The organism is Methylobacterium sp. Leaf456 (assembly GCF_001425465.1).
Lineage (GTDB): Bacteria > Pseudomonadota > Alphaproteobacteria > Rhizobiales > Beijerinckiaceae > Methylobacterium.
On the sequence record NZ_LMQV01000004.1, the window covers coordinates 80,461 to 92,971 of the forward strand.

Below are 12,511 nucleotides of genomic sequence, written 5' to 3' on the forward strand. Positions count from 1 at the left end.
TGGACCCGCGAAGGGCTTGCCCTTCGAACCCGGACTTTTCATGGGGTGGCCTCCCAGACCGTGAGAGCGAGCGCGAGAGCGGCGAGCAGGGTCGTCTGAGTCAGGACCGCGCGGCGCGCGGCCTCCGGCGACAGGATGTCGGCACGGCGGAACAGGCCGATCAGGCCGGCGAACAGGAAAAGGCCGGCGCCCGCGCAGGCCGCGCCCTGCCCGGTGATGCCGGCGAGCGCGTCGCCGGCCGCCATGCCTAAGGCGAGCAGGGCGAGGCTCGACCCGAAGACGCGGAGCGCCTCGCGCAGGGGCGAGGCCGTCAGCACCAGGGCCATCGGGACGATCCAGGCGGCGGTGCCGAGCGGCACGCAGGCCAACGCCAGCCAGACCGTCGCGCCCGCGGCCCCCTCGTAGCCGGGAAACAGCAGCGCGATGACCGGCGCGGTCAGGGGAATGGCGGCGAGCGCGACCGCGGCCAGCGCGAGGCCCGCCCGGCGAATCTCGCCCGCCAGCAGCGCACTGCGCCCCTCCGGCGCGAGGGCCATCGCGCCCAGAAGCTTCGGATAGCGCACCTGCGCCACGGTGCCGACGATGGCGAGCCCGACCATGGCGAGGTTCGCCCCGAAGGCGAACAGCCCGAGCTGGTCCGGCGCCGAGAGCAAAGCCGCGATCCAGCGGTTGGCCGTCGTCGTGACGAGCCAGAGGGTGTTGAAGGCAAACAGCGGCAGCGCCGCCCGCACCATCGGCAGAACGATGGCGGGGCGCCACGCCCACGCATGGCGCGGCTGCGCGAAGGCCGCGGCCAGCAGCCCCGACCAGAGAGTGAGGGCGGCGAAGCAGCCGGTCACGCCACCGAGGAGCAGGCCGGCGAGCCGCGGGGCGGTGAGGCCGGCCTGCTGCAACAGGGCGAGCAGGGCGAAGTCCCAGTGCTGGCTGGCCGCCCGGTAGATCGAGGTCGGGGCATGAGCCACCATGCCGAGCACGCCCGCGACCACCGCGAGCGCGGCGTCGCCCGGCGCGAACCGGCCGCTCAGCACAGCCCCCAAAACGGCGAGCGGGGTGAGGATCAGGAGCGCCCCGAGGCCGAGCGCCCAGGAGGCGCGCAGCAGCTCGACGCCGCGGGCCGCCGCATCGGGCGCGCCGCCCGCCAGATCGCGGTCGGCGAGTTGCGACAGGCCGAGATCGGCCCGCGCCGCGTACTGGAACAGCGTGCCGAGCAGAGCGAAGGCGCCGAAGGCGACCGGGTCGAGCAGGCGCGGCACGATCAGCGTGGTGGCCATGCTGAGCAGGCTGACGAAGCAGACGCCGACCGCGTAGGCGGATGGATGCCCGAGGAAGGAGAGACCGATCCGCCGCCGTACGCCCCGTAGTGCAGCGGAGCGGGGCAGGTCGACGCATTCGAGGTCCGTGCTCACCGGGCCGCTCCCCGCGACAGGGCGCTTGGCAGCGAAAGGGAGGCCGGCTCGGCGGCCACCGCCTCGGGGAAGCCCGGAGGAGCGTAGAGATGACCCAAGGCGAGGAGCTGGGTGGAGGAGCGATAGGTTTCGCTGTCCTCGTAGAAGAAGCTCAGATCGGGCTGCGCCTCGGCGATGGCGCAGTAGCGGGCGTATTCGGCCGCCCCGTCCCAGTGCTGGCCGCGCTGCGCCTCCACCATCGCCCGGGCGTGGAAGTCGGAGAAGAACTTGAAGTGGAGGAGCGCAGCGGTGACCGGCGCGGGCCGGAACGGCGTCGTGGCGTGGTTGCCGGTCCAGTGGAGGCCCGGCCGCACCTTCAGCAGCGCTACCTTGCGCAGTTCGGGCGGGAGCGCCCGGCCCCAGGGCAGGCGCGAGAGGCCGAGCCGCTCGCCCAGCGGATGCAGGCGGGCCATCCGCCACGCACGGCGCGCCAGGAGCCCGGCCCGGCCGACCTCCCGCAGTTCGGGGTAGAACACCCGCAGCCGCGGGCCGCCGACATACTCGACCGGCGCGGTGCGCGAGCCGAGGCGGCGGCTTCGCGCGTAGGCGCGGTCGAAATGCGGGCAGACGGCGAGAAAGGGCAGGCCCGCCGCGTAATGCGCCCGATGGACCGGGCCGCGGCTGTACATGTCGAGCATCAGCGTCTCGACGCCCTCGCTGCCCGTGGCGTCGAGGAAGGCGCAGAACCGGGACAGCCGCAGGGTCTCGCAGAACGGGTAGACCAGGAGTTCGTCGGCATCGACGAACAGGCACCAGCTTCCGACCGTCAGGAAGGCCAGGAGCGCGTTGATCCACGCCATGCCGCAGCCGGCCTCGCGAAAGCTGTCCCCCGTCGCGAAGACGTGGCAGTCCGGTTGGGCGAGGAGCCAGTCGCGGCTGCCGTCGGTCGAGCCGTTGTCGACGACGAAGAAGCGGTCGATCCCGAGGCCGCGGTGATGGTCGAACACGTGCGGAAGCCGGATCGCCTCGTTGCGCACGACCATCAGGGCGGACACGGCCGAGCGGGCCGGTGAGATCGGTTTCCGGTCGAGGCGCGTGAGCGGCATGGCACTCCTCCGGGCGGCGCTGTCAGAGTTCGAGGAAGCGGCGGGCGCGACCCAGGAGCCGGCGCCCGTTCATCGCCGCGCCCGCGAGGCAGGCGGCGAGCAGGGTGCCGAGGCCGTAGAGCGGCAGGCTCGGGAAGGCGGGATCCCGCGGCGTCTCGGGGCGGGACACCACCTCGACGTCGGTGCGCTGCGCGCCGCCGCTGGCGGTCTGCCCCTTCATCCGCGTCAGGGCGTCGGCCAGCGCGGTGCGGTCGCTGGCGGCCTCCTGCTGCAGGCGCTCCAGCACCATCGTGGCCCGTTGCCGCTCGGTCAGCGTGGCGCGGATCGCCCGGATCTGCCCCTGGAGCGCGGCCTCGCGCCGGTTCCAGTTCTCGGCCTCGGCCGCGGCGCTGCGGACGATGCGGTTCGATTCCGCCGCGATCTGCTCGGTGACGGCGCGCTGCTCGGGCGACATCACCACGGTGCGGCCGAGCGCGTTGCTGAGGCTCTGCTTGAGCGCCTGGATCGTGGTGGAGGCCAGCACCTCCGGGGCGCCGTCGAGGCCGTTCGCGGCTTGCAGCGCGGCGAGCGTACCGGCCCGCGTCGTCAGTTCGATCGCGCGCGCCTTGGCGAGCGCCGCCTCCTGGCTCAGCGTGACGAGCTGCGCGTCGAGCGAGATCTGGTCGCCGCGGTCCACGAGGCCGGAGCGGGCCATGTAGTCCTCGACCGCCTGGGTGCTCGCCTGCTGCCGGGCGCGGATCAGCCCGACGCGCAGCTCCAGCCACTGGAACAGGGCCTCCGCCGCCCGGCGTTTGCGGGCGACCTGATCGGACAGGTAGGTCGAGACCAGGGTCTGCGCGATCGCCTCGGCCTTGGCCGGGTCGGCGGACCAGAACCCGACCCGCAATGTGTAGGAGCGCCGGTCGCGCGCCACGACGAGGTGGCGCCGCACAGCCTCGCGCAGTTCGGCGTCCGTGGGCGCAACGGGATCGGGCACCCAGCCGAGCCGCGCGAGGAGCGGGGGACGCGCGAATTCCGGGTCGTCCGCGATGGCGTGGCGCGCGATGACCGCGTCGAGTACCGAGGTCGCCGAGACGAGGTCCATCTCCGACTGCACGGCGTTGTCGTCGAGCGGCTGGCGCATGCTGAGCGCCGAATCGGACTGCCCCTCCCGGTCGGTCGGGCGCAGGATGACGCTGCCGGCCGCCTCGTAGCGGCGCGGCAGGAACGGCCACGCGACCGCCGCCACGCACAGGACGAGGAAGAAGCCGGCGAGGAAGCGCCGCACGATCGCCGAGGCCGGCGCCATGCGCTGGGGCAGATCGCCCGGCAGGAAGCGGACGGTCTGCCCGAACGGCGGCGGAATGCGGCGCGAAGTCAGGTCGTCCACGGGGGTTGCCCTTCGGGTCGGAGGGGGAAGCGGTTGGTCAGGTCCGCGCCAGGGCGTAGAGACGGTTGCGCAGGCCCCCCGAGATCAGCCGGAACACCGTGTAGAGCGCGGTGATCACGAGGAACTGTCGGGTGTCGAGGAAGCCGGCGCGCAGGCAGTCGCGCCGGAACCGCAGCTCGTTGAGGGCGTAGCGCAGCCCGCCGCGGCGGCGGCGCTGGTCGATGCTGGCGCGGATGTGAACCAGCACCTTGGGGATCACCCGGAAGCGCGCGCCGTAAAGGGCGAGGCGCACGAACAGGTCGTAATCCTCCAGCAGGCCGTACTTGGCCCGGTAGCCGCCGACCGCGCGCAGGGTGGCCGTGCGCACGAAGATCGTCGAGTGTTGGATGACGTTGCGCCAGCGAAGCGCCGCGATCAGCGCCTCGTGCGTCACCGGGGCGACCTTGAGGCGGACGGGGCCGCCGGCATCGAAGAACTCGTCGTTCCACGAGCAGAGGAAGTCGCGGTCCGGGGTCTGCATCGCGCAAGCGCCCTGCAGCTCGATCCGGTCGGGCAGGCAGAGGTCGTCGCTGTCCATCCGGGCGGTGAAATCGCCGGTGCAGCGGTCGAGCCCGGCATTGAGCGCGTGGGCGAGGCCGACATTCTCGGGCAGACGGATCACGTCGAGCCGGGCGCCGTGCGGGCCGACCGCGTGGCGGGCGATCACCGCCTCCTGCTCGTCGCCGACGGGGCCGTCGAGGACGAGCACCACCTGATCGGGCAGCACGGTCTGCGCCCACAGGCTGTCCAGCGAGGCCTCGAGGTTGGCCGCGGTCTCGCGGGCATAGGTGGACATCAGCACGCTGACGCTGGGGCGCTCGGGGAGGGCAGCCGGGATCGGGGGCGACATGGGCATCGCCCTCACTTGGCGCCGCAGCGGCGCAGCACCGCCCGAGGGGTGGCCAGCAGGATCCTGAGATCGAGGCGCAGGCTCCAGCCCTCGATATAGGCGCGGTCGAGGGCGACGCGGCGGTCGTAGCCGAGGCTGCTCCGCCCGCTGACCTGCCACAGCCCGGTCATGCCCGGCACGACGGCGGTGTAGAGGCTGGCCACCGGCCCGTAATGGGTCATCTCCGGCCGCGTCACGGGCCGCGGGCCGACGAGGCTCATCTCGCCGCGCAGGACGTTCACGAGTTGCGGCAGCTCGTCGAGGCTCCATCGCCGCAGGAAGGCGCCGACCGGCGTCACGCGGGGGTCGCGGTCGAGCTTCTGGCTGAGGCGCCACTCGTCGTTGGCGTGCGGGTGATACGAGAGGTACTCAGGTAAGCATTCCGCGGCGCCGGGGATCATGGTGCGGAACTTCAGACAGTCGAAGCCCCGCCCGCCCTGGCCGATGCGGCGGTGGCCGTAGAACACGCTGCCGCCGTCGAGAGAGACCAGGGCGGCGATGACGAGGAAGAGCGGCGACAGCAGGACGAGCAGGCAGGCCGCCCCGCCGACATCGAGCGCCCGCTTCGCGCCTTGGGCGAGCTGATGCGCGGTCGGATGGACCCGCGGCGCGATCAGGCCGACGGCCGCGGGACCGCCAAGCGTGTTGCCAAGAATGTCCGCCCCGGACACCGGGTCGAGATCGATCTTCGTGCGTGCTGAACCCTTGTCCATCCCACGTCCTCCCGGTTTACGGAGAGGTCAGGGCGCGCGACCGCCGATCGAAAGCGGACGTCCGGTCGGACTCAACGAACACGGTGCGTCCAGCACGTCCGGCGTGCATCGTCCATGCTCGAAACTCTGAAGAACGGCCCTGCGAACGATCGAAGATCGCACCGGATCGTCTGAAGAGGCGCCCTGTATCCCGGTCCCTGACCTACGCCAATGCAGGCAAGCAGGACCGGTCTGGCGGCGATTCACAATCTATGCTGAAGCGGTAATTCCGACGTGCCGACGTGTTCGAATGATCGTGGCGGTTCCGCCTCGCGATGACGGGGTGAAGCGGAGCCCGAGGGGGGCGGCCGGAGGCCGTGCACGGCTCTTTGCCCTCCCGTCCGAACCGAGGCTAGCCCGTCGGGATGAGCGCATGGGGCCCGGAGCGGTGTCCCGCGCCGGGCCGTCGTTCGTCGGGGATCAGGCGAACATCCAATCCCCGTGGTGGAGCTGCGTGGGCTGGACGTGGTCGAGCGTGGTCAGCGGGGTCGGGCCGCTGCCCCAGGCGTCGAAGGCGACGTCGGTGCCGCCCGCCGCGTTCTGCGTCAGCGTCAGGTGACCGTCGGCGAGCGGGTCGCCACCGGTGTAGCCCGTCGCCTTCAGCAGGTTGCGCAGGTCGATGACGTCGGTGCCGGACTGGAAGTCGGTGACGTGGCCGGCCTGCCAGGGCAGTTCGTCGAAGCGGAAGCTGTCGCCCCCCGCGCCGCCGGTCATCGTCGCTGGGCCGTGCTTGGCCACCAGCGAATCGTCGCCCGCCCCGCCCGACAGGTGCGCCTCGTTCCAGGCCGAGGCTAGGAGGTAGTTGTTGCCGGCGTTCCCCGTGGCCGTCTGCGGGCCGCTGCCGTTGAGCTGCAGGTTCTCGACGTTGTCCGCGAGGGTGTAGTCCGACAGGGTGGTGCGCACGAGATCGACGCCGCCGCCCTTGGCCTCGGTCACGTGAGCTGACGCGTTGGTCACCATGTAGGTGTCGTCGCCGGCCGCCCCCGTCATCGTGGCGGCCTTTCCGCCATCGACGAGCAGGTCGTTGTCGGCGCTACCGCCGAGCGTGGACCCCGAGGCGGTGAACGTTTGGGTGGGGTCGGCGGTCCACGGCAGGTCCGTGTGGGACGCGGCCGGCTGGGTCGTGGGCGTCGGCGTCTCGGGCGTCGTCGTCTCGGGCGCCGTCGGCGTCGTGGCGGGCTGGGTGGTGGCTGGCGGCGTGCTGGGCTGCGTGGCGGGCTCGGACGACGGCGTGGTCGTGGCCGGCTGCGAGGCGCCGGTCCCGGTGTCGGCGGGCGGAGGCGTGCCGCCGCCGGGCATCTCGGAATAGGCCCGGATGTAGTCGATCAGCATGTGGTTGGTGCTGCCGTCCGGCTGACCGGCCCACTGGCCGCCCGCCGCGAGGTTGGCCAGCATGTACATCGGCTGGTGCATGTCGGCGGGCGTCGGCGCCTCGTAGACCTGCTTGCCGTCGAGGTACCACGTGATCGTATCGGGCTGCCAATCGACGCCGTAGGTGTGCATGCCGCCGCTCGACAGGCCCGGCACCTCGGTCGCCTTGTTGACGAATTGATGCCCGTTCTGGTCCCAGTGGACGGTGGTGACCAGCGAGTTGGGGGACGAGCCGACGACTTCCATCACGTCGAGCTCGGGCGGCCACGCGCCGCCGCCCTGCAGCAGCCAGAAGGCCGGCCACATGCCCGCTCCGTCCGGGATGTCGGCGCGCATCTCGAAGTAGCCGTAGGTCTGGCTGAACGACTTCTCGGAGTTCACCATCCCGGAGGTGTACTGGTAGCCGTTGACCAGCGACTGCGTCGCCGCGTCGGCGGGCGCCTCCTTGATGTCGAGGACGCCGTTGGCGACCGTGTAGGTCCCGAGATGCGCCGTCGGGGCGTAGTCGGCGTTGATGTACCACTCTGCCTCGCCCTGCGAGGTGTTGGTGCTGCCGTTGGCAGCCCCCCAGGGGTAGCCAGTCCCCCATTTGGTCGTGTCGAGCGTCTGACCGCTGAACTCGTCCGAGAAGGTCAGCGAGGCGGTGCCGGCGAGGTTGTTGGGATCGATAGCCATGAATCTCCTCATGCGGCCTCGTTCCCGGCGGGACGCCGAGGCCGGATCGTTCGTGTGGGAAAGGTTTTCGGAATGCCGGACGGCGGCGGGACGCCGAGGTCGAGAAGGGACGCAGGGTTCGGCCGCGTCGGATCGGAGCGCATCGCGTCGGATGCGCTTCAGGGCATCGGTCCGAAAGCAGGAGGGAGGCCGCGCGATCCGGGGCGGATCGGCGGGACGGGAATCGCGTTTCAGGCCAGCCGCATGAGCACCTCCTTCGATGGTGGCAAGGGGCCGCGCGCGCGGCGGCGTCCTCGGAAGAGGGCGCGGCGCGCGGGCGGATGGGGGGCGGTCACTTCTCCCGGAAGGCCCGGGCGACCTGATCGGCGAAGGGTTTGGTGACGTAGGAGAGCACGGTGCGGGCTTGCGTCTGGACGAAGACCTCCACCGGCATGCCGGGCTGGACCTTCACGTCGCCGAGCCGGGCGAATTGCTCCTCCGGCACCGAAATGCGGGTGGTGTAGTAGACTTGTCCGGTCTTGGGATCGGTCGTCACGTCGGCCGAAATCATCGCCACGCTGCCCTCGATCTCCGGCGTGGTGCGTTGGTTGAGCGCCGAGAACCGCAGGATCGCCCGCTGGCCCGGATGGGTCTGGTCGCGCTCCTGCGGCGGCAGCCGCGCCTCCACGGTGAGGCGGTCCTGCGCCGGCACGACCCGCATCAGGGTCTCGCCCGCCGCGATGACGCCGCCGACGGTGTGAACGGACAACCCATCGACGATGCCGTCCTGCGGCGCGCGGATCTCGACCCGGCTCAACTGGTCCTGCGCCGAGACCTTGCGCTCGACGAGTTCGGCGACGCGGTTCCAGGTCTCGCTGAGGTCCTGGCCGACCTTGGTGCGCAGGTCCTGATCGAGCTGGATCAGCTGGAGCTGCGTCTCGCTGATGCGCCCGCGGCTCTGGGCGACCTCGGAGACGAGGGCGCCGCGCTCGCCGCGGATGCGCACGAGGTCGCGCTCGAGCGCCGTCACCCGCTGGATCGGGATCAGCTTCTTCTCCCAGAGTTCGCGCACGCCCTTGATCTCGCTCTCGATCAGCTCGACCTCGCGGCCCTTGGCCTCGATCTGCTCGGACAGGCCTTTGATCTGCTCTTGCGACTGGGCGATCCGCTCGGTGAGCTGCGCCTTCTGGCCGTCGAGGGCCGCGCGCCGGATCGCCATCAGGTTCTCCTCCGCCTCGATCACGCGGCCCGCCTCCTCCTTCCGGGCGAGGAGTTCGGCCGGGAAGGCGATGGTGTTTGCGCCCGCCTGCTCGGCCTGGAGCCGGGCGCGGCGCGCCAGCGCCTCGTCGAGCGCCTTCGAGACGATGGCGAAGTTCGCCTGAAGCAGGGTCGCGTCGAGGCGCACCAGCACGTCGCCCGCATGCACCGCGCTGCCGTCGCGCACCCGCAATTCGCCGACGACGCCGCCGGAGGGGTGCTGGACCTTCTTGACCTGCGATTCGACGACGAGGAGGCCCGAGGTGACGACCGCGCCCGAGAACTCGACCCGCGTCGCCCACAGGCCGAGGCCGAAGACGAGCGCCGCGAGCCCCGCCGAGGCGGCCGCGACTTGCGTGCGCAACCGCCGCGCGATGGCCGGGCTGAGCCCGTCCGACACGGGCGAAGGCAAGGGCAAGAGGAGGGTGCCGAGACCGATCACGAGGCGGCTCCCGCGGCTTGAGGATGGGGCATCGGTGCAGCGGCTTGCGAAGCGGCTTGGCCCGCGGGCGGGACCGCCTTGAGGGTGTGGGCGAAGATCGTCTCCTTCGGACCCACCGTGAGCATGCGCCCCTCGCCCATGACCAGCACCCGATCGACCGCGGCGAGCGCGCTCGGGCGGTGGGCGACGACGACGACGATGCCGCCGCGGCGGCGCACCGCCATCAGGGCGTCGGTGAGCGCCTGCTCGCCCTCGCCGTCGAGGTTCGAGTTCGGCTCGTCGAGGACGACGAGGAACGGGTTGCCGAACAGGGCGCGGGCAAGCGCGATGCGCTGGCGCTGCCCCGCCGAGAGGTCGGTGCCGCGCTCGCCGATCCGGGTCTGGTAGCCCGAAGGGAGAGCCTGGATCATCGCGTGGACGTTGGCGGCTTGTGCCGCCGCGATGATCGCCTCGGCGCTGGCGTCGGTGCGGAAGCGGGCGATGTTGGCCGCGACCGTGCCGGGCAGAAGCTCGGATTCCTGGGGCATGTAGCCGACATGGCGGCCGAGCTGATCCGGGTCCCAGTCGCCGAGCGCCGAGCCGTCGAGGCGCACCGCGCCCCGCACGGGGGTCCAGAGGCCGACGAGCAGGCGGGCGAGGCTCGACTTACCCGAGGCGCTGGGGCCGACGATGCCGAGACCTTGGCCCGCTTCCAGGGTGAAGCGGATGTCGGCGGCCGTCAGCCGCGCCGCGCCGGGGGGCGCCACGCTGGCATTCTCGACGCTCAAGCTCGTCCGCGGCGCCGGCAGCGCCATCCGCGGCGGCGCCTCGGGGGTCGCGAGCACGGCCGCCAGGCGCCGGGCGCTCTGGCGGGCCATGGCAAAACCCTTCCAGTGGCCGATCGCCTGATCGACCGGCGCCAGCGCGCGGGTCGCCAGGATCGAACTCGCCACGATCACGCCGCCGGTGGCGTCGCCCCGCAGCACGAGGCAGGCGCCGAGCCCGAGGACGAGGGACTGGATCAGCATCCGCAGGACGCGCGACAGCGCGCCGAGGCCGGCGGTCGTGGCGGCGGCGCGCTCCTGATAGAGGCGGTGGGGCCGGTTGGCCCGGTCCCAGACGCGGGTCAGCTCGGGCAGCATCCCCATCGCCCGGACAGCCTCGGCGTTGCGGTTGAGGCAGGCGACGACGTGGAGCCGCACGCTTCCCGCCGCCGTGGCCTGTCGCGCGGGGCCGCGCACCGCGGCCTCGGCCGCGAGCGTCAGCCCGATCATCAGGAGCGCGCCGACCAGCACCGCCGCCCCGATCCAGACGTGGAACAGGAAGCACAGGGCCAGATAGACCGGCAGCCACGGCAAGTCGAAGAACATCGCCGGACCGCCGCCGGTGAGGAAGCTGCGAACCTGATCGAGGTCGCGCACGAGCTGCGCCCCGTCGCTGCCGACGGAGGCCTCTCCCGGTCGCAGCACGGTGGCGCGGAAGACGCGTTCGCTCAGCGCCTCGTCCACATGCGTGCCGACCGTCAGCAGCAGCCTTCCGCGGATGAGGTCGAACAGGCCGTGGAAGGCGTAGAGCAGGACGATCAGGGTGGTGAGCCCCATCAGCGTCGGCAGGCTGTGGCTCGGCAAGACCCGGTCGTAGACCTCCAGCATGTAGAACGAGCCGCTCAAGGCCAGCAGGTTCAGCACGCCGCTCAAGAGGCCGACGAAGAGAAGCGCGCCGCGGCAGGGGCTGATCGTCTCGATCAGGGCATGGCCGCGGACGCGGTGGAACCCGTGCCCGACCCGGTCGAAGGCCCTGGCGACACGCTCGGATATTCCGTCGGCGGTCGGATATGGCGCCCTGATCTGCATTGACCCTCGTCCATCAGGATTTTAATTCCCACCTCTGTGAGAAATACTGAAATCTTACTTGAGAATTAACCAAGATCAGCATCGCGAACTTCGGTTCGGAACATGGCGAGGCTTGGGCTCGGCCGTAGGCCAGGATCGGGATTTCCCGCCAAAATCCCGGCAAAGGCGGCCAAGCCGGCTGCTGCGTGCGCCCACGTGCGGCGGCGATAGCCCGAAGGGCGTAGACAGCCTTGGCGATTGCGCCGGTGCGGGCCGGACATCGATCATGCCGCCCTGAAATCGGTCGTGCGCCGACCCCGCCTTGGCCGGCGCGAGGACGGTGCAGCCCGTCCGCACCGGCAAGAGGGCACCATGGTCGAGACCCCGTTCGGCCCCTCGCCGCTCACGGATTCCACGCTCGCCCGGCTCGCCTGCGATCACTTGCTGAAGGAGGGGCGCCCGGCCCGCACGCTGCTGCGCGCGTCAGACCTGCCGCTCTCGGTCATGGAGCGGCCGGAGGTCGTCGGCGCGGTGCAGCAGGCGAGCTTCCTCGAACGCGCCGCGCGCGAACTCGACGACGACCTGCTCGGATTCCATCTCGCCAGCGGCATCGACGGCCGGGTGTTCGGGCCGTTCTTCCATCTCCTGGCCTCCTGCGCCGATCTCGGCGAGGCCTTGTCCAAGCAGGCGCGCTACCTCACCACAGTGAACCGGGCGCTCCGCTGTCACGTGAGCGAGGGCGCCTCGCCGTTCACCCTCAGCCTTGGCCTGGAGGGGGTCGATCGGGCGCTTGCCGGGCAGGAAATGGCGTTCTGGATCACCTTCGTGGTGCAGATGGCCCGCACCCTGACGACGCTGAACCTCGTGCCGACGGGCGTGTCGTTCGCGCAAGGCGCCCCGGTCGGCGGCTTCGCGATGGACGACTACTTCCGGTGCGAACCGGTCTTCGGCGCGGCCGTCGACGGCGTGGCCTTCGAGCGTCAGGTGCTCGCCCTGCCGCTGATGCGCAGCGATCCCTACCTCAACGCTTTCCTGACCGCGTTCCACGAGGAACGGCTGGCGCGCGACGTTTCCGCCGCGCCCGTCCTGGCGGCCCGCGTCAGCGACGTGCTCACCTCGCTGCTAGCGCAGGGGCAGGCGCGGCTGATGACGGTGGCGGGCGAGTTCGGCATGAGCGCGCGAACCCTCGGGCGGCGGCTCGCCGAGGAGGGCGTGACCTTCCGGGCGATCCTCGACCGCCTGCGCGCCGACCTCGCGACCCGCTACGTGCGGGACACGTCGATGCCGCTGTCCCAGATCGCGTGGCGGCTCGGCTACAAGGACCCAAGCGCCTTCATCGTCGCCTTCAAGCGCTGGACCGGAAAGACCCCCTCGGCCCTGCGGCGGGAATACCGCCCCTGACCGTAGCGGGCGGGCTCGCCGGAGGGACTACCCCT

General features: G+C 71.5%; 9 protein-coding genes. 1 reads left to right on the forward strand and 8 read right to left on the reverse strand.

Annotated features, from left to right (window positions below):
* Nucleotides 1-38: 38 nt before the first annotated feature.
* From ASG52_RS05555 to ASG52_RS05590, 8 genes are all read right to left on the reverse strand, one after another.
* Nucleotides 39-1,406: a polysaccharide biosynthesis protein gene (locus tag ASG52_RS05555; RefSeq protein ID WP_056240197.1), complete on the reverse strand. Its 1,368-nt coding sequence runs from the start codon at nt 1,404-1,406 to the stop codon at nt 39-41.
* Entirely contained in the window at nt 1,403-2,491 is a 1,089-nt protein-coding gene (locus ASG52_RS05560) for a glycosyltransferase family 2 protein (protein WP_056240198.1), read from the reverse strand. The genes ASG52_RS05555 and ASG52_RS05560 overlap by 4 nt, the downstream gene beginning before the upstream one ends.
* 22 nt (nt 2,492-2,513) lie before the next feature.
* Nucleotides 2,514-3,860: a GumC family protein gene (locus ASG52_RS05565; protein WP_056240201.1), complete on the reverse strand. Its 1,347-nt coding sequence runs from the start codon at nt 3,858-3,860 to the stop codon at nt 2,514-2,516.
* Between the two features lie 37 nt (nt 3,861-3,897).
* On the reverse strand, nt 3,898-4,749 hold the full coding sequence (locus tag ASG52_RS05570) for a glycosyltransferase (RefSeq protein ID WP_082552371.1): 852 nt from the start codon (nt 4,747-4,749) through the stop codon (nt 3,898-3,900).
* A gap of 11 nt (nt 4,750-4,760) precedes the next feature.
* On the reverse strand, nt 4,761-5,501 hold the full coding sequence (locus ASG52_RS05575; RefSeq protein WP_082552372.1) for a sugar transferase: 741 nt from the start codon (nt 5,499-5,501) through the stop codon (nt 4,761-4,763).
* A gap of 459 nt (nt 5,502-5,960) precedes the next feature.
* On the reverse strand, nt 5,961-7,586 hold the full coding sequence (locus ASG52_RS05580) for a family 16 glycosylhydrolase (protein WP_056240204.1): 1,626 nt from the start codon (nt 7,584-7,586) through the stop codon (nt 5,961-5,963).
* 331 nt (nt 7,587-7,917) lie between these two features.
* A complete protein-coding gene (locus tag ASG52_RS05585; RefSeq protein ID WP_286158952.1) occupies nt 7,918-9,264 on the reverse strand; it encodes an HlyD family type I secretion periplasmic adaptor subunit in 1,347 nt (448 codons plus the stop codon).
* Nucleotides 9,261-11,096, reverse strand: coding sequence for a type I secretion system permease/ATPase (locus ASG52_RS05590; RefSeq protein ID WP_082552374.1), 1,836 nt, complete (start codon nt 11,094-11,096; stop codon nt 9,261-9,263). The genes ASG52_RS05585 and ASG52_RS05590 overlap by 4 nt, the downstream gene beginning before the upstream one ends.
* Nucleotides 11,097-11,447: 351 nt before the next feature.
* Here ASG52_RS05590 and ASG52_RS05595 point away from each other — a divergent pair, with 351 nt between their 5' ends.
* On the forward strand, nt 11,448-12,476 hold the full coding sequence (locus ASG52_RS05595) for an AraC family transcriptional regulator (protein ID WP_156383798.1): 1,029 nt from the start codon (nt 11,448-11,450) through the stop codon (nt 12,474-12,476).
* Nucleotides 12,477-12,511 lie beyond the last annotated feature (35 nt).